The 23,010-nt window shown below is 72.1% G+C and carries 19 protein-coding genes and 1 pseudogene; 16 read left to right on the plus strand and 4 right to left on the minus strand.

The annotated features are described in order from the left end of the window. Positions 1-205 precede the first annotated feature (205 nt). Together ACJ6WD_RS17180 and ACJ6WD_RS17185 are read right to left on the minus strand one after the other, a co-directional pair. Positions 206-1,825: a multicopper oxidase family protein gene (locus tag ACJ6WD_RS17180; protein WP_407616087.1), complete on the minus strand. Its 1,620-nt coding sequence runs from the start codon at positions 1,823-1,825 to the stop codon at positions 206-208. A 640-nt stretch (positions 1,826-2,465) separates the two neighbouring features. Further along, a complete protein-coding gene (locus ACJ6WD_RS17185) occupies positions 2,466-2,984 on the minus strand; it encodes an adenylate kinase (protein ID WP_407616088.1) in 519 nt (172 codons plus the stop codon). Between the two features lie 379 nt (positions 2,985-3,363). Between ACJ6WD_RS17185 and ACJ6WD_RS17190 the strand changes: the two genes are divergently transcribed. The 4 genes and pseudogenes from ACJ6WD_RS17190 (at position 3,364) to ACJ6WD_RS17205 (ending at position 6,898) form a co-directional block, all read left to right on the plus strand. Continuing rightward, entirely contained in the window at positions 3,364-3,906 is a 543-nt protein-coding gene (locus ACJ6WD_RS17190; protein WP_233659943.1) for a carbonic anhydrase, read from the plus strand. A 420-nt stretch (positions 3,907-4,326) separates the two neighbouring features. After that, positions 4,327-5,168: pseudogene (locus tag ACJ6WD_RS17195) on the plus strand (alpha/beta fold hydrolase). A gap of 171 nt (positions 5,169-5,339) precedes the next feature. After that, a complete protein-coding gene (locus tag ACJ6WD_RS17200; RefSeq protein WP_331246971.1) occupies positions 5,340-6,404 on the plus strand; it encodes an NAD(+)/NADH kinase in 1,065 nt (354 codons plus the stop codon). Positions 6,405-6,571: 167 nt separating this feature from the next. Continuing rightward, positions 6,572-6,898 carry a hypothetical protein gene (locus ACJ6WD_RS17205; RefSeq protein ID WP_376441204.1) on the plus strand — a complete coding sequence of 109 codons (327 nt, stop codon included), beginning with the start codon at positions 6,572-6,574 and terminating at the stop codon, positions 6,896-6,898. A 76-nt stretch (positions 6,899-6,974) separates the two neighbouring features. Here the strand turns inward: ACJ6WD_RS17205 and ACJ6WD_RS17210 are convergent, their stop codons facing one another. Beyond that, positions 6,975-8,489: an alpha/beta hydrolase gene (locus tag ACJ6WD_RS17210; RefSeq protein WP_407616089.1), complete on the minus strand. Its 1,515-nt coding sequence runs from the start codon at positions 8,487-8,489 to the stop codon at positions 6,975-6,977. A 139-nt stretch (positions 8,490-8,628) separates the two neighbouring features. Between ACJ6WD_RS17210 and ACJ6WD_RS17215 the strand changes: the two genes are divergently transcribed. From ACJ6WD_RS17215 to ACJ6WD_RS17260, 10 genes are all read left to right on the plus strand, one after another. Beyond that, entirely contained in the window at positions 8,629-9,885 is a 1,257-nt protein-coding gene (locus ACJ6WD_RS17215) for an ATP-grasp domain-containing protein (RefSeq protein ID WP_407616090.1), read from the plus strand. Continuing rightward, on the plus strand, positions 9,882-10,766 hold the full coding sequence (locus tag ACJ6WD_RS17220) for a Rossmann-like domain-containing protein (RefSeq protein ID WP_407616091.1): 885 nt from the start codon (positions 9,882-9,884) through the stop codon (positions 10,764-10,766). The genes ACJ6WD_RS17215 and ACJ6WD_RS17220 overlap by 4 nt, the downstream gene beginning before the upstream one ends. After that, positions 10,766-11,872 carry a PLP-dependent cysteine synthase family protein gene (locus tag ACJ6WD_RS17225; protein WP_331246975.1) on the plus strand — a complete coding sequence of 369 codons (1,107 nt, stop codon included), beginning with the start codon at positions 10,766-10,768 and terminating at the stop codon, positions 11,870-11,872. Before ACJ6WD_RS17220 ends, ACJ6WD_RS17225 begins: the two co-directional genes overlap by 1 nt. Then, positions 11,869-12,918 (plus strand): enolase C-terminal domain-like protein, encoded by a 1,050-nt coding sequence (locus ACJ6WD_RS17230; RefSeq protein ID WP_407616092.1) that lies wholly within the window; start codon positions 11,869-11,871, stop codon positions 12,916-12,918. The genes ACJ6WD_RS17225 and ACJ6WD_RS17230 overlap by 4 nt, the downstream gene beginning before the upstream one ends. Continuing rightward, entirely contained in the window at positions 12,902-14,182 is a 1,281-nt protein-coding gene (locus ACJ6WD_RS17235; protein ID WP_407616093.1) for an MFS transporter, read from the plus strand. Before ACJ6WD_RS17230 ends, ACJ6WD_RS17235 begins: the two co-directional genes overlap by 17 nt. After that, positions 14,179-14,979, plus strand: a complete 801-nt coding sequence (locus ACJ6WD_RS17240) for a class I SAM-dependent methyltransferase (protein WP_407616094.1) — start codon at positions 14,179-14,181, stop codon at positions 14,977-14,979. The genes ACJ6WD_RS17235 and ACJ6WD_RS17240 overlap by 4 nt, the downstream gene beginning before the upstream one ends. Before the next feature lie 97 nt (positions 14,980-15,076). Further along, entirely contained in the window at positions 15,077-16,684 is a 1,608-nt protein-coding gene (locus ACJ6WD_RS17245; RefSeq protein ID WP_407616095.1) for an ABC transporter substrate-binding protein, read from the plus strand. Further along, entirely contained in the window at positions 16,681-17,634 is a 954-nt protein-coding gene (locus tag ACJ6WD_RS17250) for an ABC transporter permease (protein WP_376441186.1), read from the plus strand. The genes ACJ6WD_RS17245 and ACJ6WD_RS17250 overlap by 4 nt, the downstream gene beginning before the upstream one ends. Then, positions 17,631-18,479 (plus strand): ABC transporter permease, encoded by an 849-nt coding sequence (locus tag ACJ6WD_RS17255; RefSeq protein ID WP_407616096.1) that lies wholly within the window; start codon positions 17,631-17,633, stop codon positions 18,477-18,479. Before ACJ6WD_RS17250 ends, ACJ6WD_RS17255 begins: the two co-directional genes overlap by 4 nt. 92 nt (positions 18,480-18,571) lie before the next feature. Next, complete coding sequence (locus ACJ6WD_RS17260) at positions 18,572-20,101, plus strand: ABC transporter ATP-binding protein (RefSeq protein WP_407616157.1); 1,530 nt, start codon at positions 18,572-18,574, stop codon at positions 20,099-20,101. Between the two features lie 22 nt (positions 20,102-20,123). Here the strand turns inward: ACJ6WD_RS17260 and ACJ6WD_RS17265 are convergent, their stop codons facing one another. Further along, entirely contained in the window at positions 20,124-20,993 is an 870-nt protein-coding gene (locus ACJ6WD_RS17265) for a helix-turn-helix transcriptional regulator (protein WP_308401786.1), read from the minus strand. A gap of 126 nt (positions 20,994-21,119) precedes the next feature. Here ACJ6WD_RS17265 and ACJ6WD_RS17270 point away from each other — a divergent pair, with 126 nt between their 5' ends. After that, positions 21,120-21,329 carry a 4-oxalocrotonate tautomerase family protein gene (locus ACJ6WD_RS17270; protein ID WP_233659929.1) on the plus strand — a complete coding sequence of 70 codons (210 nt, stop codon included), beginning with the start codon at positions 21,120-21,122 and terminating at the stop codon, positions 21,327-21,329. Between the two features lie 600 nt (positions 21,330-21,929). Then, positions 21,930-22,946, plus strand: a complete 1,017-nt coding sequence (locus ACJ6WD_RS17275; protein WP_407616097.1) for a DNA-directed RNA polymerase subunit alpha — start codon at positions 21,930-21,932, stop codon at positions 22,944-22,946. Positions 22,947-23,010 lie beyond the last annotated feature (64 nt).

Here is a 23,010-nt window from a genome sequence, read left to right on the forward strand (position 1 = left end):
CGGTGCGGGCCGGGACGCAACGGGCCCCGTCGGGGCCGGGCCGCGGGAGTCCGCTCGACCCGCAGTCGAGATGAAAGGCCGCTGGCCGGGCTCCTCGGGGAGGCCCGGCCAGCGGTCGTGGTGCGTGGTGCGGCGGATGGCTATGAGGATCCCGGTCGTGGCGGGGGCTGGGAGCGCGGGAGCCGGTCAGCCGGGAGCGGCGGAGTCATCGCCTCGTCTTGTAGCCGAGGACGGTCATCATCCCCGACTCCGAGTGGTAGATGTTGTGGCAGTGCAGCATCCACAGGCCGGGGTTGTCGGCGTCGAAGTCCACCGCGACCTTCTTGTCCGGCAGGACGATGGTGGTGTCCTTGCGGGGACCGCCGTTGGGCAGCGCGAAGGTGTGTCCGTGCAGGTGCATCGGGTGCCACATGGTGGTCTTGTTGTGGAAGATGATCCGCACCCGCTCCCCTTGGTGCACGGCGTACCGCTGGGTTTCCGTGAACGGCCTTCCGTTGATCGCCCAGTCCCAGTCCTTCATGGAGCCGGTGAGGTCCATCTTGATGGTGCGGTCCGGCTTGCTGTCCGAGAGCCGTACCGACGCCGCGGCCTTGAACTTGTCCGCGCTCAGCCCCCCGCTCCGCAGCTCCGTCGGGCGGATCTTCTCGTTGGGCGCCTCGCCGTCACCGGTCCGCAGGAGGGCCTGCGCGGTCTGGTTCTTGCTGCCCGCGGAGAGCGCGGTGAGCGGGAAGACGCCGTCCTTCGCCGTGACCAGTACGTCGAAGCGCTCGCCCATCGCGATGAGCAGGCTGTCGGTCGTCTTGTGCTTCACCGGGTAGCCGTCGGTGTGCGTCACGGTCATGTTGTGACCGCCGAGCGCGACGCGGTAGGCGGTGGCGGCGGCCGCGTTGATGAGGCGGATCCGGATGCGGTCTCCCGGCTTGGCGCGGAAGGTCTCCCGGTCCCTGGCCGCCCGGCCGTTGATCAGGTGGAACGGATGCTCGATGCTGTCTGAGGGGTCGTCGGACAGCAGGTGCCTGGCACGCCTGCGCCACCGGGACGCCGCGGCCGCCGCCGACCGGCCGCCGTGTCCTTGCATGCCGCCGTGGCCGCTGGCTCCACCGGGCTTGTTCTTGTTCAGCTCGGCCAGCATCGCGTCCGGGGTCATTCCGTCGACCCCGTCGAGCCAGTCATCGATCAGGACGACCCACTCGTGGTCGTACGCGAGGGGCTCGCGGGGGTCCTCGACGATCAACGGCGCGTACAGCCCGCGGTCGAGCTGCACGCCGACGTGCGGATGGAACCAGTGCGTGCCGGGCCTGTCGACCGCGAAGGTGTAGTCGAAGGAGCGGCCGGCCTTCACGCTGCGCTGGGTGATGTCGGGCGAACCGTCCATGTCGTTGCGGATCTGCACCCCGTGCCAGTGCACGGTGGTGGAGTGCGGGAGACGGTTGTGGAAGCTCACGGCGACCTTGACGCCCGCGTTGACCCGGATCTCCCTGCCGGGCAGCCGGTCGCCGTACGCCCAGGTGTTGACGATCAGGCCGCCGATGTCGAACTTGGCCGCGCTGGCGGTCAACTTGAAGCGGCGAACGGGTCCCGACCCCCGGTACTTCTCCGCTTTGACGACCTCGGGACCGTGCGGAGAGACGTAGTGGGACGCGGTGTCGTGGCCGTGGGGTCCCGGGGCGCCGGGGCCGTCGTGCGCGTCAGGGGGATGCGGCGTGCCGCGGGAGCGATGCCTGCCGGTCTTGGCGTCCAGGGCGGTGGCCCCGGTGGCCAGCAGACCGCTGCCGGCGGCGGCGATACCCGCGCCGAGCAGGGCGCGTCTGGAGTGTGTGGACATGGGAAAAGCACCTCGTGGCGATCGTGTCGGTGTGATGCGTGGTCGGCGAGGGGCGCTACAGGGACTGCCCGGGCCCTCAGCGGCGGAGCGCGTTCCGCCACGCGCAGCACCGACGGTCGAAGGAGGAGTTTCTGGCCCGGCGGCGGACGTATGGGCCACCGTCCGCACGTCCGGCCGCCCCGGCGTCCGGCCGAGTACGGGCCGGCGCCGGAGGAGGAAGCCGGCCGCCAGATCGAGCACACGGCTGTCCAGGCAGAGGCGGAGGCCATGACGGGGCCGTCGGTGTCCGCCACCGACCTGCTGACTTCCTGGCGTGCCGTCATGCCGTCATGGTCAGACACGTCCTGGCGCGTCGTCATGCCGTGATGAGCCATCCGGGCCGCAGCCATGCACAAGGGCTCAACCGTGCGGACCGGCGCGGCGGCTCGGGGGGCCGATCGCGACGGCGGCAGACACCGCTGGCGCCCGGGCGGCTCTGAACACCGCGCGCTGACACGGCCTCAGCATCCGCACCGCCGGCCCCGGTACACACCGGCGCGCCCTGACCGTTGTCGTAACGCGACGAGCACCTCGGCCGGAGCGTGCCGCCGCGCGCGACCGAGCGCTGTGGGCGTCCCCGCCTCGTCCGCCAGTCCGCCGGTCAGACGGATGCCAGCCAGGCGGCGGTGTCTTTGGGGTGGCCGAAGCGGAGAGTGGCGAGAGGGGCGAAGCGGGGATCGCGGATGCGGAGCGCGACCTCGCGGCGGCGGGTCCCGTGTTGGGACCAGGCCCACCAGGCCGGGTGTTCCCGGCTCAGCCAGCCCGTCCAGGTCTCCCTGTTGCCGCCGAAGAGGACTTCACGTGTGACGGTGCGCCGAACGGACCGGCGCAGGACGCGAGGCATGATGACGCGTCTGGGATAGTCCAGCCACATCACGGTGTCGGCCCGGTCCCACAGCAGATCGCGCACTTCCGGATAGCCGAGAGAGTCGATGACCCAGCAAGGCCCGTTGGCGATCCTTGACACGTCTTCGGTCACGTTGTCATTGACGGCCCAGTCGGGGCCGTTGAAGTACAGCGCGTCCATCTCGTGGTAGGGCAGGCCCAGGCGACCGCTCAAGGCTCGGGCGAGCGTGGATTTGCCTGCGCCGGTGACACCCACCACCAAGATCCGTTCCACGGGCGCACCCTATCCCGGAGCCTTCGGATCGCGGCCGGTGCGCGGACGACCACCGCCCGCAGCGGCCGAGCCGCGCGGACGGTGGTCCTGCCGTCCGAGCTGGTCGTCCGCACGGCGCTGACCTGCGTGGACTGGATGGGTGAGACGGCGTGGACCCGGCTGGTGACGGACTGCCTGGCGACGCTCGCCTCGTGCTTGCCGGGCGAGCTCGCCTGGCCGGCGGTCCCCTGGTGGCCGATGGTGGTGGCTAGGACGGCTTGCTGCCGCCCGCCTGTTGCTCAGGGCCGTCAGGCCGGCTCGCGAGCGCGGACATGGGCGCCGTGCCTGCGGTGCCGGTCTCACGGCCCCAGGCCGTCACCGCCTCCTCAAAGGACCAGCCATGTCGCACTTCACCCCGTACCTGGAACGCAACCGGGCCTTCGCGGCCTCCGGTGACCAGGCCGACGTCCCCCCGATCCCGTTCGTTCCCTTCCAGCAGCTGTACCTGATCACCTGCATCGATCCACGCGTGGAGCCCGCGGCCGTGCTGGGCGCCCGGCTCGGAGAAGCGATCGTCGCACGCAACATCGGTGGCCGCGTGACGCCGGCGATCATCAAGGACCTCGCATGGATCGTGCACCTGCATGAGAACAAGACGCCCGATGCGGACTGGTTCGAGGTCGCTGTCATCCACCACACCGACTGCGGCACAGGATTCCTCGCGGACGACGAACTGCGCGCCGGCTACGCCGCCCGCGGCGGCTGGGACGATCGGACCTCCTTGGAGATGGCCGTCCTGGAGCCGTCCCAAACGGTCCAGCAGGACGTCGCCAAGCTGCGCTCGGCACCCGAGCTCGCGCCGTCCATCAGCGACATCAAGGTCGGCGGCTACGCCTACGACCTCGCGAGCGGGAAGATCACCACCGTCGTGGAGCCCGGCTGAGCGAAACCGGAGCCTCGGCAACGAGGCCGCCGTGACTCTCGCGCGGAGTCCTGAGGACCGAGGGACACGTCTGCTGCTCCAACGGCATCGACGACTCCTGCCACACAGAGCGAGACGGGCGCCGGTTCACGCGACTCGGCCTCGTGACCGGACAGGCGGCGAGCGGACAGGCCACGACCGTCGGCACGGCCACCTCTGCGAGAAAACATGCCGGGTGCTGGAAATGCTCAGGCAGAGCAATGCCTGATGCGCCACCACGCTGACGCGTGTTGCATGGCCGGGAGAAAGCGCCGGTACAAGGGTGTATTCACGAAGACCCCGGGCGCAGATATCGGACGAATGTGATGTCCGAATACCTCATTCGATCGATGTCATGACGTTTGCGGCCCGCCGGTGCCGCCTCAACGAGGAGAGGCGTCGATGAGAATACCCGGGCTCGCGCACAGCCGTCGTCACTTCCTCGGTGCCGCGGTCGCTGCTGCCGCGGCGACGGCCCCGTTCGGAATGGTCGGTAGTGCGCAGTCCACGTCGGAAGGACCGGTGGCGCATCCCGCAGCTGATCCTGCGCCGCGGACATCCTTTGGTCCCGTGAAGCAGATCAATGCCGGAGATCTGAACATGGGGTATGTCGAGGCCGGGCCGGTACAACGGGCGGCCGGTCGTCCTGCTGCATGGCTGGCCCTACGACATTCACAGTTACGTCGCGGTCGCACCTGCGAGGCCACGGCACGACGCGATTTCTTTCCGGTAAAACACCCAGGAATGCTCAGCAGTCGGCGTTCGCCGTTGACGTCATCGCGCTGAGCGAATGGGCATGGTGGTATCCATACCATTTCTCCACGGAAAGAGGTGTGCTCGGCCTCGACGAGTACCGACACGACCTGGCGAAACTGGTGTGGCCGTTCAACTCTCCGACCTGGAATTTCAGCGACGCCACCTTCGATCGCGCGGCAGCGGCCTTCCGGAACCCGGATTGCGTCAGCATCGTGATCGACAATTACCGCTGGCGACTCGGTCTCGCCAAAGGCGAGCGCAGATACGACGCCCTGGAAAGGCGTCTCGCCGCCGCTCCGGCCATCGGGGTACCGACGAGCGCCATTGACGGATCTCACGACCCGTTCACCCCGCCGGGAAACGGCTCGGCTTATCGAAAGAAATTTACGGGGAAATACGCGCACCGGGCCCTGGCCGTGGGACACAATGTTCCACAGGAAGCTCCGCGGGCCTTCGCAGAGGCTGTCGTAGACGTCGACGGATTCTGACGGTGGAGTCGCTCGTCGGGTTTCGGTGACCGCCCACGGGCTCGGCCGGGCGCGCGGCATGTCGGTGGGCCGATCGCCCGCCGAGGCCCCAGGATTGGCCGGGTGAGACCAGGCAGCCCCCGCACCCGGGCGGGCAGAACCGTGGAACGAGGCAACCAGACGAGGTCCGCCATGCCCGTACACCGCGTCGGACTCGTCGTCCACCAGGGCCGGGACGCCGCTCGGGAAGCAGCCGGCGTCGTGCATGCCTGGTGCGAGGCGCACGAGGTCCCCTGCACCGAGATCGACGTCTGGTCGGCGGATGAACAGCGCCGCTCCGCGCGCGAGGAGGCCCGGGCGGCCGGCGACCCCGACCTGGTCGTCACCCTGGGCGGGGACGGGACCTTCCTGCGCGGTGCCCGGATCGCCGTGAAGACCGGCGCCACCGTGCTCGGCGTCGACCTGGGCAGGGTCGGCTTCCTCACCGAAGTGCCGGCCTGCGACATCACCACCGCCCTCGACGCCGTCCACGCCGGCCACGCCCCGGTCGAGGAACGCATGACGCTGACCGTGCGCGCCTCCCGCCTCCCGGAGGTGCCCGCCGAGCTGGAAGCTCCCCTCTGCTACGGGCGCGGCCCGGTTCTGCCGCCACCGCAGGCGCGACCGGAGAGCACCGCGGGCGACGGCTGGGGTCTGCCGCTGGACGTCAACGCCCTGAACGACGTGGTGGTGGAGAAGCTCGCCCGGGACCACCAGGTCGGCGTCGGCGTCTACATCTCCGGCAGGCTGCTGGCCGCCTACTCGGCCGACGGCCTCGTGGTCGCCACGCCCACCGGCTCGACCGCCTACAGCTTCGCCGCCGGCGGCCCCGTGCTCTCCCCGCACATGGACGCCGTCGTCTTCACCCCGATCGCCGCCCACATGACCTTCAACCGCACCGTCGTCGCAGCCCCCGACGAGCCGGTCGCGCTGCGCCTCCTGTCGCACTCCGGCCGCGCCGCGGTCAGCATCGACGGCCAACTCCGCGGCGTCCTCGACCCGGGCGACTGGATCGGCGTCTACCGCGCCCGGCAACGCGTGCGGCTCGTCCGCCTCCAGCCCACCGACTTCTACGGACGTCTGCGGGACCGCTTCCGGCTCACCGACGCGCCCGCCACCGCGACCGACGGAGAGTCCGCCCCGTTCTTCCGCCCCGACTCCTGCGTCCCCCCGGACCTGGCGGGCCTGCGTCTGCCCCCGCCCACCGCAGCCCGCTGAACCCTTCCTCGCCGGGCGAAGGTCGATTCACCGTGGTGCGCTCGGGTACGGGAACCCCCGGAGCGCCTGCCGCATCCCCGGCGCCATTGAAGGTTAAAGCGTTGCCGCTGGAGGCTGACGATCAGTAGGTTCGCGCCATCATGAGGACGCGAATTCTGAGGTTCGGCTTGTATGCGGACGAGCAGGGGCTGGCCTGGGTCAGGGAGCTCGTCGACCGGACCGTGGGTTCCCGGGGTGCCCGGATCGTCATGGCGGATGTTGCCCGCACCTATCCCGGTAGCGACCTGACGACCGCCGAGACCTACGACTACCTGGCGGAACAGTGGGCCGTTGAACATCCTGGTCAGAACAGTGGCGAACGGGAGGCGGTCGAGCTGCGCGTCCACCTGGTGTGTTCACTGCGTGCCTGGCGAGCGATCCGCAAGGCAGTGCTCAAGGCGTTGTGTCCGGAAGGAACGGCGCCCCACACGTGCCGTGTTCCATGGTGCGCCTGAGTGGGGGTACCTATCCGTAGTCGAACGCCTTGGAGAGGGCGTCGAGCATGACGCGGCGCACTCCGGATCGTTTTCCTCAATGTGTTTGTTGCGGTACCTCCGGGAGGCCCGGGCCGGTGCAGTGCACGTCCTCGGCCGGCAGCGTTCCCTCGGTCAGGTAGGCGGCCGTGGTGGCGTCCACGCAGGCGTTGCCCCGGCTGGCGAACACGCCGTGCGAGTAGTCGTCGTGGAGTGTGATCAGGCGTGAGCCGGGCAGGAGCGGGCGGAGTCGGTACGCGCCCTCGATGGGGGTCACGGGGTCGTGTTCGGAGGCGACGAGCAGCGCGGGCGGCGCGTCGGGGCTGCCGAGCGGCGTGCGGTGCTGCGGGCGCTGGTGCCAGTAGGCGCAGGTGGCCGCCTCCATGCCGGTCAGGATCGGTTGGGGGTCGAGGTGCCGCATGCGGTGGAGGTCGGTCAGGATGCGGTGGGGCGTGGGGGCCGGGCCGTCGGCGCACTTGACGATGCGGTTGGCCGCCTCGTAGTTGCGGGAGTCGGGGGCGTCGAACGCGGCGGCGGGACGGAGGGCGTCGGGGTTGCCGGTGCGCAGGTAGCCGCGCAGGCCGTCGGCGAGGGGTGCCCAGCGTTCGGTGCGGCCCAGGGCGCGGTACACGGCGCGGTCGAACTCCGCCGGTCCGAAGCCGTTCACGGGATGCTCGGTGAGTCCGCGGCGTGCGCTCAGGTAGGACGCGCGGGTGGCGGACGCGCTGCCGCCCAGTGCGAAGCGCTCGGGGTGGGCGGCGACCCAGGCGAAGAACGTGTCGCGTTGGCGCAGTAGTGCCTGGCTCTGTCGGGCGTCGAAGTCGTACCAGTTCCAGGGCCCGACCACGCTGTCGAGCACCATGCGGCCCGTGCGGTGCGGGAAGCGGGCCGCGTAGGCGGCGCCCAGGTAACTGCCGTAGGAGACGCCGAGGAAGTTGGTCTTCGGCTGGCCGAGCGCGGCGCGGATCGCGTCCATGTCGTGCGCCGTCTGCTCGGTGGAGAGGTGCGGCAGTGCGGCGGTCGCCGGCCCGGCGCAGTCGTCCGCCATGGCGTGCAGTGCGGCGAGGTACTTCTTCTCCGCTGTCGCGCCGACCGGTACCGGGTCGCTGCCCGGTGCGTCGAAGAGGCCGCCCATCGGGCCGCAGTCGGCGGGTGCGCTCCGGCCGACGCCGCGTGGGTCGAAGCCGATGACGTCGTAGGAACGCCGCACGCCGGCGGGGAGTTTGGCGCGTTTGGTGACCGCGTAGGGGAGGCCGGAGCCGCCCGGTCCGCCCGGGTTGACCAGCAGGATGCCGCGTCGTTCGGCGGGCGTGCCCGAGGCGCGTATCCGGGAGACCGCGATCTCGATGTGCGGTGACTGCGGGCGGTGCCAGTCCAGCGGCACGCTGAGCCGGCCGCATTCGACGTGCTCCGGCGCCGGCGGGGTCGGTACGGAGTCGGGGCAGTCGCCGAACCGCAGGGCCGTGGGTGGGGTGGTCGTCCGGGGGATTGCCTGGGTGGGGGCGGCGGGCAGCAGGGTGGCCGCGGTGGCGAGGGCGCAGAGCAGGGCGGCGCGGCGCGGGGGAGTGGGCATGGGGTTCTCCCTGGTTCAGCAAAGAGATGACAATGAAAATGATTATCGATAACGTGTGCGGAGTAAAGCCGGCGCCCTCCCGTCAGGGGTGCGCCGTGCTGCCTTGGAATCTGAAGTGCCCTGAAAGAAAAGGGGAGTTGTGGCTCATCTGCTGGTGGTCGAGAGCTGGGTCGGGTCGATGGGAAGGCTGCTGCCACGGGCCATCCGGGAGGGTGGGCACGAGTTCACGTTCCTCACCCGCGACCTGCACCACTACCTGCGCTCCGCGCCGGAGGGGGCGGCCCATCCGCTGCTCGGTGCCCGCAACGTGATCACCGCCGACACCAACGACGCCGAGGCGCTGCTGGCGCACGTCGAGCGACTGCACGCGGTGTGGGGGTTCGACGGGGTGCTCTCGTCCTGTGACTACTACCTGCCGACGGTGGCGCGGATCGCCGAACGGCTCGGACTGTCCGGCCCCGGACCGGAGGCGGTCGAGAACGCCTGCCGCAAGGACCTCTCCCGTCGCGTCCTCGCCGACGCCGGGCTGTCGGGACCGCGTTTCGCCGCCCACGAGGAGTGGGCCGACCTCGCACGGGCCGCCCGGGAGATCGGCTATCCGCTGGTGGTCAAACCGGTCGACCTGTGCGCGGGCATGTATGTGCGGCGCGTCGAAGAAGAGAGTGAACTCGCCGCAGCGGTACGGGAGTTGAATGACTTTCCGGTCAATGCGCGCGGGCAGCGGCGGGTGCCGACCGTGCTGCTCGAAGAGCTGCTGGACGGTCCCGAGGTGAGCGTGGAGACCGTCTCGTCCGCAGGGGCGGTGCAGGTCGTCGGCGTGACCGACAAGAGCATCGGCGGAGCGCCCGCCTTCGTCGAGACCGGCCACATGTTCCCCGCCGCCCTGTCTCCCGCCGACGCCGAAGCCGCGGAGCGGACCGCACTGAGCGCCCTCAAGGCACTCGGCCTGACCGACGGCGTCGTGGCGCACACCGAGATCAAGCTGACGTCCGCCGGGCCGCGCGTCGTCGAGGTCAACCCCCGGCCCGCGGGCAACCGCATCACCGAACTGGTCCGCCACGTGACGGGGATCGACCTCGCCGCCGCCCTCGTCGACGTCGCACTGGGCCGCGCACCCGACCTGCGGCGCACCCGGACCGGACTGCGCAGCGCCGCCGTCGGCTTCCTCGTGCCCCATACGACGGGCACGCTCGATGCGCTGGAGGCAGGCCAACTGCCGGACGAGTCAGACGTGTTGGAAGTGCAGCTCGCCGAGCCGGGCAGGGTGGTCGACGCGGCCGACAGCAACAACGCGTACCTGGGGCACGTCATGGTGGGCGACGCCGAGGGGCTCGGCTCCCGCGACCGTGTGGCGGCCCTGCTGGCCGATCTGCGCGCGGGCCTGGTGATCATATGACCGCGGGCGCCGCAGGGGACCTGACCACCGGCGCGGCAGCGGACCTGACCGTGGGCGCCACGACGGACCTGACGTGCGACGGCCTGGTGGAGCGCGTGCGGGCCGGTGCGCTGGGGCCCGATCCGAGCACCCAGCGCATCGCCGTCGCCTTCCGCACCCAGCAGGCGGTCCGGCACGACGGCCGTGGCACCGGCTACCGCAACGAAGTGCTCAGCCTGCGCCTGGCCGAGGCCGTCGGATCCTGCGCCGTGGAGCCCGGCGCGCTGCCCGACGACGCACTCGACGACTGCGTCGGGGCGGACGTCGCCACGCTGTTGGGCCACCGGCTGCGGCCGGTGCGGGTGGCCGCCCTCGACGCCTACCTGATGCACGTCGCCCCCCACGTCCCGCAGTACGGGGCGCGCCCCTTCCCGCTGCCCGCCGGGACCTCGGTGGAGAAGTCCCGCGCCCGGGCGAGGGCCGTCGTCGAACTGCTCGACCTGCCTGCCGGGGCGGTCGTCCTGGTGGTGGGAGTCGTCAACTCCCTTCTGGAAGCGCTGCGTTGGCGTGGTCTGCGCTATGTGGCGTGTGACCTCAAGGGCGGGCGGACCGAGTGGGGCGAGCCGGCCGTCACCGACGCGCTCGCCGCGGTGGACGAGGCTGACGCGCTGTTGGTGTCCGGCATGACGTTGGGGAACGGGACCTTCGAACCGCTGCGGCGCCATGCGCGGCGCCACGGCAAACAGTTGGTGATGTTCGCCCAGACCGGCAGCGCCGTCCTTCCGCGCTTCCTCGGCCACGGCGTGAGTGCGGTGTGCGCCGAGCCGTACCCGTTCTTCTGGCTCGACGGCGGGCCCGGAGTCGTTCACCGCTACGGCGGGCGTTGTCCGGGAGGCGCCTGATGGCCACGACCGCCGTACGCCCCACCACCCGTGCCCGGCGGGAGCTGCTGGCCCTCGTGGGGCGCACCCCACTGGTGCGGATCACCGCGGACCTGCCCGGCCCGCACCCCGGTTTCTGGGCCAAGTTGGAAGGGCTCGCCGCGGGCGGCATGAAGGCGCGGGCCGCCGTGTCGATGCTGCTCGGCGCCCGCGAACGCGGCGAACTCCTCCCCGGCGCACCGGTGGTGGAGTCGACCTCAGGCACCCTCGGTATCGGACTGGCCTTCGCCGGCCAGGCACTCGGCCATCCCGTCGTCCTGGTCGGCGATCGCGAACTGGAGCCCTCCATGCGGCAGCTGCTGCGCACTCACGGCGTCCGCCTGGACATCGTCGACCGTCCCGCGGCCCAGGGCGGCTGGCAGGCCGCCCGCCTCGCCCGACTGCACGAACTGCTCGCCGAACTCCCCGACGCCTACTGGCCGGACCAGTACAACAACCCCGACAACACGGCCGGATACGCCTCGCTCGCCGCCGAACTCGCCGGCCAGATCGAGCACCTCGACGTCCTCGTGTGCAGCGTCGGCACCGGCGGCCACAGCGCCGGCATCATCGGCCCGCTACGGCGACGCTGGCCCGCGCTGCGACTGATCGGCGTCGACGCCACCGGCTCAACGATCTTCGGTCAGCCCGCACGGCCCCGCGTGATGCGCGGACTGGGCAGCAGCATCCACCCACGCAACGTCGCCTACGACGCCTTCGACGAGGTCCACTGGATCGGCCCCGCGGAGGCCGTCGCAAGCTGCCGCCAACTGGCCAGGGAATCCTTCGTCAGCGGCGGCTGGAGCACCGGAGCGGCCGCCCGCGTCGCCGCCTGGGCGGCCCGCGTCCATCCCGGAGCGGTCGTCGCCACCGTCTTCCCCGACGGCCCGCACCGCTACCTCGGCACGGTCTTCGACGACGACTTCACCGCCGCCAACGGCCTGGACCCGGCCACTGCGGCCACCCGGCCCGTCGAGATAGCGCACCCCTGCGCCACCGAGGCCGTCGGCTGGGTCCGGTGCACCCGCGTCACCGACCCGCTGAGGGCCGTCCCCCTCCCCGCATACGCACCGGAAGAGAACCCATGAAGGCCAGTCTGCGCGCCCGACGCCTCGAACTCGCCGTGCCGCTACGCATCTCCCGCTCCACCATGACCGCCCGCGACGCCGTGTGGCTGACCGTCGAACACGAGGGTCTGCACGGTCACGGCGAGGCCGTCACCAGCGTGTACTACGGCCTGGACACCCAGACCCTGCAACGCCTCCTCGAAACCGTCGACCTGCGACGCTTCGCCGACCCGGAGAGCGCCCTACAGGCCCTTAGAGAAGGCGAGCTGGCCGGACCAGGCACCCCACCGGCGGTGCGGGCCGCCGTCGAGTCCGCGCTCCTGGACCTCGTGGGACGACGCGCGGACGCCCCCGTGCACCGCCTGCTCGGCGCACCCCGGGCACCCGTGGCCGCCACCGCACGCACCATCGGCATCACCGCGCCGGCGCACGCCGCTGCCGAGGCCCGCCGCCTCGCCACGAACGGCTTCGAGCTGATCAAGGTGAAGGCGGGCGCCGACGACCCCGAGGACGACGTGGCGCGGATCCGCGCCATCCGCCGTGCCGCCCCCCGGGCCAGGCTGCTCCTGGACCCGAACGGCGCCTGGAGCCCGGCGCAGGCCACGGCCCTGCTGCCCCGGTTCGCGGACCTCGGTGTGGAGGCCGTCGAACAACCCCTCGCCCCCGGTGACCCGGAAGCCCTGGGCCGCCTCGCCGACCACTCCCCGCTGCCCGTCATCGCCGACGAGGACGCCGTCAGCCTGGAGGACGCCCGCCGCCTCGCCGGACGCGTACACGGCGTCAACGTCAAGCTGGCCAAGTGCGGCGGCGTGCACGCGGCACTGCGCATCGCCGAGTCGCTCGCCGGCAGCGGCACCGCGCTGATGCTCGGCTGCCTGACCGCCAGCAGCCTCGGCCTCGCCCCCGCCGTCCACCTGGCCGACCGGGCCCGCTGGGTCGACCTCGACGGGCACCTCCTGCTCGCCCGCGACCCGTGGACCGGCATCGGCGGCACCGACGGCTTCGTCCGCGCCCGCGACCTGCCCGGACTGGGCGTCGAGGAGGTGCCGCATGCGGACCTTGCATGAGATGCGCCGCTTCCCCCTGGCCGTCCGGCTCCTCCTGGTCAACCAACTCGGCGTCAACACCGGCTTCTACCTCCTCATCCCCTACCTCGCCACCCACCTCGGCGACCACCTGGGCATGTCGGCCGCGGTCGTCGGGATCGTCCTCGGCGTCCGCAACCTCAGTCAGCAGGGCCTGTTCATCATCGGCGGTTCCGCCGCCGACCGGCTCGGCGCACGAGGCGTCATCATCGCCGGCTGCGCCCTGCGCACGGTCGGGTTCGCGCTGTTCGCCCTCGGCGACGAACTGCCCGTGCTGCTCGCCGCCTCCGTGCTCAGCGGGCTCGCCGGCGCCCTGTTCAACCCGGCCGTGCGCGCCTACGTCGCGCAGGAGGCGGGGGAGCGCAGGGCCGAGGCGTTCGCCCTGTTCAACGTGTTCGCCACCACCGGCGCGCTGATCGGCCCGCTGCTGGGCAGCGCGCTGCTGCTGGTCGACTTCCGCACCTCCGCACTCACCGCCGCCGGGATCTTCGCGGTGCTGACCGTGGCACAGGCACTGGTACTGCCCGCGCGGGAGGTGGCGCCGAGCGCGCGCGGCGTCCTCGCGGACTGGCGCGAGGTCCTCGGAAACCGGTCCTTCCTGGCGTTCGCCTTCGCCATGGTCGGCATGTTCACCCTGCAGAACCAGCTCTACCTGCTGCTGCCCGACGGCGCACGGCACGCCACCGGCTGGGACGGCGCGGCAGGCGTGGTGTTCCTCGTCGGCACCCTCGCCAACCTCACCCTCCAACTCCCGCTCACCACCGCCCTCAAGTCCCGCGGCCACCGGGCACTGTGGATCGCGGCCGGGCTCGCCCTGATGGGACTGGCGTTCCTGCCGCCGGCCACCGTCGCCGGCCCGACATCCCACCAACTGCTCGCCGCCGTGCCCGTGCTGATCGGCGCCCTGCTCCTCTACCTCGGCGTCATGGTCGCCCAACCGTTCGTGATGGAGCTGATCCCCGGCTTCGGCCGACCGGAGCTGACCGGCACCTACTTCGGCATCTTCTACGTCGTCTCGGGCATCGCCGCCGCCGTCGGCAACACCGTCGTCGGCTGGGCCATGGACACCGGTGCGCGGACCGGCGCCGGCTGGCTGCCCTGGGCGTGCTGCACGCTCTTCGGCCTGGCCTCGGCGGGCGCGGTCATCGGGCTGCACCGGCGCGGGGCGCTGCCCGCGGGCCCCGCCGCGGAGCCGACCGCACCCACCGCGAACGAAGCCAACGGCCAGAGGAGCGGCACCACATGACGCCCGGCAACCTCCTCACCGACAACCCCGCGCTCTACGAGGCCCGCTTCCCCGACCCCGAACGGCTCGCCGGACGGTGGGCGGAGGACTGCCTGACACGGCACGGCGCCGGCCCGCGCGTCCTGGACCTGGGCTGCGGCACCGGCCGGGACGCCGCCCACCTGCACGCCGCCGGACGCACCGTGACCGGCGCGGACCTGGCCGAGCCGATGCTCACGTACGCCCGCACCCACCACCCGGGGCCGACCTACGTACGCGCCGACCTGCGCGGCTTCGACCTGGGCCGAGGCGCCTTCGACGCGGTCGTGTGCCTGGACAGCGCCCTGCTGTACTGCCACACCAACGCCCAACTCGACGCCCTGCTGGCCGCCTGCCGCCGCACGCTCGTCCCCGGCGGCCTCCTGGTGGCGGAGATGCGCAACGGCGCCTACTTCCTGGGCCGCACCGATCTGCTCGACCACCCCACCGTCAACGAGTTCACCTGGCAGGGCACCGTCCACCGCTCCACCACCACCCTCTCCGTGGACCGCACCGCCCAACTCCTGCGCCGCACCCGGCTCTGGACCACCGACGACGCAGCACCGGACGTCGAACAACACAGTGCGTGGCGGCTGTTGCTCCCGCAGGAGCTGCGCCACCTCCTCGCCGCGCACGGCTTCACCGTCCTGGAACTCCACGACGGGCCCGGCCCGCGCACCGAACCCCCCTGGCACGAGGGCCAAGAGCCCGGCGGCACGGCCGACGCCGACCGACTCCACGTGGTCGCCCGCCTGACCGGGCCACCCGCCCACCCCTGACCTCCCGGACGGCCCAGACATCCCTGATCTCCCCGACACCCCCGCACACCCCCGTCAGCGCGACACTCCTGACGACGACTCGGCGAGGAAGAACCACATGCCCGACGACCTCACCCACCGCCTGCCCCACTCCGATATCCGCCCCCTGCCAGGACTGCGCCGCCGCGGTTTCCTCGCCGCGACCGGCGCCGCCTCGCTCGGTGCGCTCGCCCTCACCGGCTGCGGCGGCCCCGGCGACGCGGGGGGAGCGGACGACCCCGGCGGCACCCCCAAGCGCGGCGGGCGACTGCGCGCCGCGTTCGCCGGCGGTGGTGCCAGCGAGACCCTCGACCCGCACAAGGCCAACCTCTTCGCGGACGTCGCCCGCGCCAAGGCACTCTTCGACAAGCTGGCCGACTACGGTGCCGACCTGTCCGCGCAGCCCCGCCTCGCCGCGCGATGGGAGGCCAACCCCACCCTGGACCGCTGGCGGGTCACCCTGCGCAAGGCCACCTTCCACGACGGCACGCCCGTCACCGCCGACGACGTGCTGTACAGCTACCGCCGGATCGCCGACCCCCGGCAGGCGTTCCGCGCCAGGGCGTCGTTGGAGCCCCTCGACCTCGCCGCGAGCCGCGCCACCGGCGAGCGGGACATCGAGTTCGTCCTCAAGCGGCCGACCGCCGAATTCCCGAACATCCTGGCCGCGTTCGGGGCCTACGTCGTTCCCCGGCACGCCACCGCCTTCGACCACCACCCGGTGGGCTCCGGCCCCTTCCGCTTCGTCTCCTTCGCCCCCGGCCGCTCGGCGGTCTTCCGCCGCCACGACGGATACTGGGACGGTGCCCCGCACCTCGACGAGATCGAGTTCCTGGTGGCGAGCGAGGAGTCGGCGCGCGTCAACGCCCTGCTCGGCGGGCAGGTCGAGTACGCCCACGAACTCGACCCCACCACCGCCCGCGCCCACGAGGGCAAGGGACAGATCGAGATCGTCCGACTCCGCAACAGCGCCATGCAGGCGTTCTGCATGAAGACCGACCGGCCGCCCTTCGACGACAAGCGGGTGCGCGAGGCGTTCTTCCTGATCGCCGACCGCACGGAACTCGTCGCCGGCGCCCTGTCCGGAGCCGGCGTCATCGGCAACGACCTGTTCGGCAAGGGGTACGAGTACTACGCCACCGACCTGCCGCAGCGCGCGCCGGACCTGGACCGGGCCCGCTACCTGCTGAAACAGGCCGGCGCCGAGCGGCTCAGGGTCACCCTCGACACCTCGGCCGTCGCCGCCGGCTTCACCGAGGCCGCGAGCATCTTCCGCGACCAGGCCGCGAAGGCGGGCGTCACCCTCGACGTCAAGATGGGCAGCAAGGACTCCTACTGGAGCGACATCCTCAACAACGGCACCCTGTGCTGCTACCGGTCCGGCGCCATGCCCATCGAGGCCCACCTCTCCCAACGCCTCCTCAGCGACTCCACCACCAACGCCACCAAATGGCAGCACAGGGACTTCGACGCCCTCTACCAACAAGCCCAGTCCACCCACGCCAAGCAGGACCGCGCCGCTCTCTTCGCGCGCATGCAGCGCCGCCTGTACGCCGAAGGCGGCTTCCTGGTCTGGGGCTTCGCGGACTGGATCATCGGAACGGCGCGCCGGGTGAAGGGAGTCGAACGCCACGCGCCCGCCAACACGTTGGACTGGGCCCGCTTCGACAAGGTGTGGCTGGCGTGAGCGGTCTGCGTTCCTTCGTCACCCGGCGGCTGCTGCTCGGCGCCGGGCAGACGGCGGCCGTGGTGCTGCTGGTCTTCGCGCTCACCGACGCACTGCCGGGCGACGCCGCCGTCGCCCTCGCCGGCGACCAGCCCGACCCGGCCCGCATCACGGCGATCCGCGAGACCCTGCACCTCGACCGGCCCGCCCCCGAGCGACTGGCCGACTGGGCGGCGGGTCTGCTGCACGGTGACTTCGGCACCTCCCTGACGTCCGGTCGGCCGGTCGGCCAGTACCTCGCCGACGGCTTCGGGCCGACCCTGCTGCTGGCCGTGCTCACCCTCGCCCTGCTGGTGCCGACCGGCCTCGGCCTCGGCGTGCTGGCCGCCCGCCACGAAGGCCGGCTCGCCGACCGGCTGATCAGCTCCGTGACGCTCGCGGTGTACGCCGTCCCGGAGTTCGCCCTCGGAGTGCTGCTGGTCACCGTCTTCGCGCTGAAGCTGGCCTGGCTGCCGCCCACCGCCGTCGGCTACGGCACCGACCTGCTCGCCCAACCGGCCGCACTGGTCCTGCCCGTCGTCGTCCTGCTGTCCCGACCCGTCTGCTCCCTGACCCGCCTGGTGCGCGCCAGCATGATCGACGCGCTCGCCTCGCCGTACGCGGCCCACGCCCGCCGCTACGGCGTGCCCGGCGCCCGCGTCCGCTATCTGCACGCCCTGCCCAACGCCCTCGCCCCGGCCGTCCAACAACTCGCCCGGACCGTCGACTGGCTGTTGTGCGGCGTCATCGTCGTGGAGGCCCTGTTCGTGATCCCCGGACTCGGCACGGTCCTGCTCAACGCCGTCGCCGAACGCGACATGCCCGTGGTGCAGGGCCTCGCCGTGGTGTTCGGCGTCCTGACCGTCGTCCTCAACCTCGGCGCCGACCTGCTCGCCCACCGCCTCACGCCCCGGGCGGAGGTGGCCGCGTGACCCCGCCCCCCTCTGCCGCAGCCGTACGGCGACGGGACGTCGGCCGCTACGCGCTCGGGCTCACCGTCGTCGCCGTGCCCCTCCTCCTCGCCGTCCTGGGACCACTGATCGCCGGCGGCCCGAGCCCGCGGACCGCGTCCTTCACCCTCGGCGACGGCCACTGGGCCGGCACCGACTTCGTGGGCCGCGACGTGTGGCAGCAGGCCCTGCACGGCGGCCGCCCCGTGGTCGTGACCGCCCTCGCCGCGACCGCCCTCGCCTACCTCGTGGCGCTGCCCGTCGGACTCGCGGGCGCCCTCACCCACCGCCGTTGGCTGGAGGAGACGCTGATGCGGCCGCTGGACGTGCTGCTGGCCGTGCCGTCGCTCCTGCTGATCCTGCTGGTGGCGTCCGCGTTCACACCCGGTCCCGTCGGGCTCGCCCTGCTCGTCGCGCTGGTCAACGTCCCGGACGCGGCCCGGATCGTGCGCGCCGCCGCCGGGCAGGCCGCCGCGCGCCCCGCGGTCGAGGCGCTGCGCCTCCAGGGCGAGAGCTGGTGGCGCACGGCCGTCGGCCACGTCGGCCGCTCGATGGTCCGCACGCTGGCCGCCGACGCCGGCACCCGGCTCACCGGCGTGCTGTATCTGGTGGCCACCGCCGCGTTCCTCGGCGTCGGGGTCGCACCGGACGCCGCGGACTGGGCGGTCATGGTCGACCGCAACCGCACCGGGCTGTTCGTACAGCCCTGGGCCGTGGTGCTGCCGGCCCTGCTGATCGTCGCCCTGACCATGGGCAGCAACCTGCTCTTCGACGCCGCACTGCACAAGCCCGGCGGAGGCCGGGGAAAGAGGGAAGAACGGCCGTGAACGACCAGATCGCCACACCCGGCCCGCCCGGCCTTCCCGGCTCACCCGGACCCGATACGACCGCACCGGCCGGCGCCCCCGCAGCCCTCCCCGTGGCGGAGATCCGCGACCTGCGCGTCGAAATCGGCGGCCGGGCCCTCGTCGACGGGGTCAACCTGCGGGCCCTGCCGGGCACGGTGACCGCGCTGGTCGGAGCCTCGGGCAGCGGCAAGACCACCACCGGCCTCGCCCTCCTCGGCGCGTACCCGCCGGGCGCCCGCGTCACCGGCGAGGCCCACGTGACCGCAGGCGGCCCGGCCGGCTACGTACCGCAACACCCGGCAGCCGTCCTCAACCCCGCCCGCCGCATCTCCGCGCTCCTCAACGACCTCGCGCGCCCCCACGTCCGCGCACTACCCCGGGCCGACCGTCGGGCGGCGGCCCGGGCCCGGATCCTGCGCGCCCTCGCCGACGCCCAACTCCCCGACGGGGAGAGCCTGTTGCGCCGCCACCCGCACCAGCTCTCGGGCGGCCAACAACAACGCGTCGTACTCGCCCAGGCACTGCTGCTCGGCGCCCGCGTCATCGTCGCGGACGAACCCACCACAGGCCAGGACGCGCTGACCAAGCGCCGCATCGTCGACCAACTGGCGGCCGTCGCGGCCCGCGGCATCGCGGTCGTCCTGCTCAGCCACGACCTCGACGTCGTCCGCGCCCTCGCCGACGAGGTCCTCGTCCTGCGCGCGGGCCGGGTCGTCGAATCGGGCCCACCCGAACGACTGTGGAGCGCCCCGCGCCACGAGTGGACCCGCAACCTGCTCGACGCCCAGGCACCGCCCCCGCCGCCCGCCGCCCCCCACCGCACCGGTCAGCCGGTCCTGCGCGTGCGCGGCCTCACCGCCCACCACCGCGACGGCACCCGCCGCACCCCCGTGCTGCACATCCCCGAACTGGCCCTGCACCCCGGCACCGCACTGGCCCTCATCGGCCGCTCCGGAAGCGGCAAGACCACCCTCGCCCGCTGCCTGGCCGGCCTGCACCGCGACCACACCGGGGAGATCCTGCTCGACGGCACCCCGCTGCCGCGCAGCGTACGCCACCGCAGCCGAGCCCAACTGGCGGCCGTGCAGTACGTCTTCCAAGACGCCCGGGCCGCCTTCGACGACCACCGTCCCGTCCTCGACCAGATCGCCCGCACCGCGGTCCGCCTGCGCGGCACCGACCCCACGACGGCCCGCGCGGAGGCCCTGACCACCCTCACCCGACTCGGCCTGTCACCCGACTCGGCGCACCGACTGCCCGCCCGACTCTCCGGCGGCGAACTCCACCGCGCGGCCCTCGCCCGCGCCCTGCTCGCCCGCCCCCGCATCCTGGTCTGCGACGAGGTCACCTCCGGCCTGGACACGGTCTCCCGCCGCAGCCTCCTCGACCTCCTCTCCGGACTGGTTCGCGACCGCGGCGAGATGTCCCTGGTACTCATCACCCACGACCTGGACACCGCCCGGCTGGCCCACCACATCGCCGTACTGGACGCCGGCGAACTCGCCGAACAGGGCCCCGCCGAGCGGATCCTGTCCGCGCCGCGACACCCGTTCACCGTCTCCCTCCTGCGGACGGTGGCCGTGCCGGACACTGCGCGCTGAGATCAACGAAGCGGAAGGGCCGTCAGGATGTCGGTCCGGCGACGTCCTGCGTGCCGAGCACAGCGAGCAGGTCGAGGAGGTCGGCGCTGTCGGTACCGACCGCGGGGGTGAACCAGAGCAGCCGCTGCCGACCGTCCTCGCTGAACAGGTTGAGGCAGTTGACCTCGACCAGGCCGAGCGCGGGGTGGCGGAGGCGTTTGCGGTCATCGCGCCGGAACGCCACGTCGTGGTCGGCCCACAGCGCGGCGAATTCGGCAGAGCTGTCGCGCAGCGCGCTGATCATCGAGCTGGCCTCGGTGTCCTTGGCATCGCGCCGGGCGGCGGCTGCCCGCAGGTCGGCGACGAAGGCCCGGGACTGCTCCTCGTGGTCGGCCTCGGGATACAGCCGCCGGGCGGCGGGGTCGGTGAACCACCGGTGGACGAAGCTGGCCCGAGCACCCCGGAGGCCGGAGTGGTCCCCGAGCAGCGCCACCGCCAGCGGATTCTGTACGAGGGTGACGTGCAGGTCGGTGATGACCTGAGCGGGCGTCGCGGTCAGTCGGCTGAGCAGGTCGAGCATGCCGGGGTGCACGTGCGAGGCCGGCCCGCCGTGCGCCGGCACCGGACGGTCCGCCAAGTGGTAGAGGTGGTCGCGCTCGTCAGCGGTCAGCCGCAGGGCCCTCGCCAGCGCGGCGATCATCTGCTCCGAGGGCTGGGACCCGGCGCCGCGCTCCAGTTCGTTGTAGTAGTCCACCGACGCACCGGCGAGCTGGGCGACCTCATCGCGGCGCAGCCCGGGCACCCGGCGGCGGGGCCCGTGCGGAAGCCCCACGTCGGCCGGGCGGATGCGGTCACGTCGCGAGCGCAGGAAAGCCCCCAGCTCGGTGAATTTCACAGAACCCATGCCTGGCATTCTGCGTCCGGCCGGGCCACCGACACAGGGGATGACATCCCCTGGTTCCGCCGGCCGGTTCGGCGCACCGTTGAGGACATGGCCGCGAACCCGTCGCGGAAGCAACCCACTCAAGGAGAAACGCCCATGCCGTTCGCCAACTTCAAGGTGCCCGCGGGCACCGTCACTGCCGAGGACAAGAAGAAGCTCGTCGAGCGCACCACCGACCTGTACGCGGAGATCTACGGTGAGCGGGCCCGCGCCACCACCGTCGTGCTGATCGACGAGGTCGCCGACGGCGGCTGGGGCGTCGCCGGCAGCGTCCTGACCGCCGCCCTGCTCGACGGCGACGCCTGACCGCCACCCTCCATACGGGCCGGTGCCACGGTGCCGGGCCCGCACGGGTGGCCGAACAGGCCAGCCTGACGGTCGGGGTGGGCCTGCCGCCGCGTAGCTCTGTACGCCCTTCAGTCGACCCGGCTACCGCTGGCGGGCGACGTCCGCGGGCACGGCCGGCCACGTCGTGAGGGACTCCCCGCCCGAACAACTGGTCGACGCGATCCGTCGCGTCCACACCGGCCGGGGCTTCGTGGATCCGGCCCGCGCGGCGGAAGCGCCGGCCGGCGGCGCGAGCGCGCCGACCATCTCGATGCCTTCGAGATCCTGGTCAGCCGCCGGTTCTCGGGCCAGCCGGCCAGGGGCGTCCGCCGCGAAGTCGTCGACCACGCGCCGGGCCCGGATCAGTGGCGCACCCGTGCTCTCCGGGCCGATCGCTCCGTGAGGTTCTTCCCGCCGGCGGATGCGGTCGGGAGAAAGCCGTCGGTTCTTTCGCGTCCACACCTGTGCGGGGGATACGGACGGTGGCCTGCATGCCCCCTACTCTTGGTCCTACCGCCGTCGGGCTGCCGTCCGGTGGCCGGCATCGCATCGTGGGTGCCGAAGACTGGAGGCAAGCTCATGCTGATTGCTCAGCGTCCCTCGTTGACCGAAGAGATCGTGGAGGACTGTCGGTCCCGATTTGTGATCGAGCCGTTGGAGCCGGGCTTCGGTTACACGCTCGGCAACTCCCTGCGTCGGACCCTGCTCTCCTCGATTCCGGGTGCGGCGGTCACGTCGATCCGTATCGACGGTGTGCTGCACGAGTTCACCACCGTGCCGGGCGTGAAGGAGGACGTCACCGACCTGATCCTCAACATCAAGCAGTTGGTGGTCTCCTCGGAGCACGACGAGCCGGTCGTGATGTACCTGCGCAAGCAGGGCCCGGGTCTGGTCACCGCCGCCGACATCGCGCCCCCGGCCGGTGTCGAGGTGCACAACCCCGACCTGGTCCTGGCCGCGCTGAACGGCAAGGGCAAGCTGGAGATGGAGCTGACGGTCGAGCGCGGTCGCGGCTACGTCTCCGCCGTGCAGAACAAGCAGGTCGGCCAGGAGATCGGCCGGGTCCCGGTCGACTCGATCTACTCGCCGGTCCTCAAGGTCACGTACAAGGTCGAGGCGACCCGTGTCGAGCAGCGCACCGACTTCGACAGGCTGATCGTCGACGTCGAGACCAAGCAGGCGATGCGTCCGCGTGACGCCATGGCCTCGGCCGGCAAGACCCTGGTGGAGCTGTTCGGTCTCGCCCGCGAGCTGAACATCGACGCCGAGGGCGTCGACATGGGTCCGTCCCCGACGGACTCCGCGTTGGCGGCTGACTTGGCGCTGCCGGTCGAGGAGTTGGAGCTCACGGTCCGCTCGTACAACTGCCTCAAGCGCGAGGGCATCCACTCCGTGGGTGAGCTGGTGGCGCGTTCCGAGGCGGATCTGCTCGACGTCCGCAACTTCGGTGCGAAGTCGATCGACGAGGTCAAGGCGAAGCTGGCCGGCCTGGGCCTGTCTCTCAGGGACAGCCCGCCCGGATTCGACCCGACCACGGCAGTCGACGCCTTCAACGCGGGCGACGACACCGACTTCGCCAAGACCACGCAGTACTGAACCCACTCATCACGCCGGAACGGAAGGCGTCGCCGCGCGGCCCCGCGCCGCCTGTTCCGAGGGG

The sequence above is a fragment of the Streptomyces sp. VTCC 41912 genome (assembly GCF_045799175.1).
GTDB lineage: Bacteria > Actinomycetota > Actinomycetes > Streptomycetales > Streptomycetaceae > Streptomyces > Streptomyces albulus_C.

Coding starts and splice junctions, on each gene's coding strand:
- ACJ6WD_RS17180 (WP_407616087.1), bottom strand. CDS start 1,825: ATGTCCACACACTCCAGACGCGCCCTGCTCGGCGCGGGTATCGCCGCC.
- ACJ6WD_RS17190 (WP_233659943.1), top strand. CDS start 3,364: ATGTCGCACTTCACCCCGTACCTGGAACGCAACCGGGCCTTCGCGGCC.
- ACJ6WD_RS17200 (WP_331246971.1), top strand. CDS start 5,340: ATGCCCGTACACCGCGTCGGACTCGTCGTCCACCAGGGCCGGGACGCC.
- ACJ6WD_RS17210 (WP_407616089.1), bottom strand. CDS start 8,489: ATGCCCACTCCCCCGCGCCGCGCCGCCCTGCTCTGCGCCCTCGCCACC.
- ACJ6WD_RS17220 (WP_407616091.1), top strand. CDS start 9,882: ATGACCGCGGGCGCCGCAGGGGACCTGACCACCGGCGCGGCAGCGGAC.
- ACJ6WD_RS17225 (WP_331246975.1), top strand. CDS start 10,766: ATGGCCACGACCGCCGTACGCCCCACCACCCGTGCCCGGCGGGAGCTG.
- ACJ6WD_RS17230 (WP_407616092.1), top strand. CDS start 11,869: ATGAAGGCCAGTCTGCGCGCCCGACGCCTCGAACTCGCCGTGCCGCTA.
- ACJ6WD_RS17235 (WP_407616093.1), top strand. CDS start 12,902: ATGCGGACCTTGCATGAGATGCGCCGCTTCCCCCTGGCCGTCCGGCTC.
- ACJ6WD_RS17240 (WP_407616094.1), top strand. CDS start 14,179: ATGACGCCCGGCAACCTCCTCACCGACAACCCCGCGCTCTACGAGGCC.
- ACJ6WD_RS17245 (WP_407616095.1), top strand. CDS start 15,077: ATGCCCGACGACCTCACCCACCGCCTGCCCCACTCCGATATCCGCCCC.
- ACJ6WD_RS17265 (WP_308401786.1), bottom strand. CDS start 20,993: ATGCCAGGCATGGGTTCTGTGAAATTCACCGAGCTGGGGGCTTTCCTG.
- ACJ6WD_RS17270 (WP_233659929.1), top strand. CDS start 21,120: ATGCCGTTCGCCAACTTCAAGGTGCCCGCGGGCACCGTCACTGCCGAG.
- ACJ6WD_RS17275 (WP_407616097.1), top strand. CDS start 21,930: ATGCTGATTGCTCAGCGTCCCTCGTTGACCGAAGAGATCGTGGAGGAC.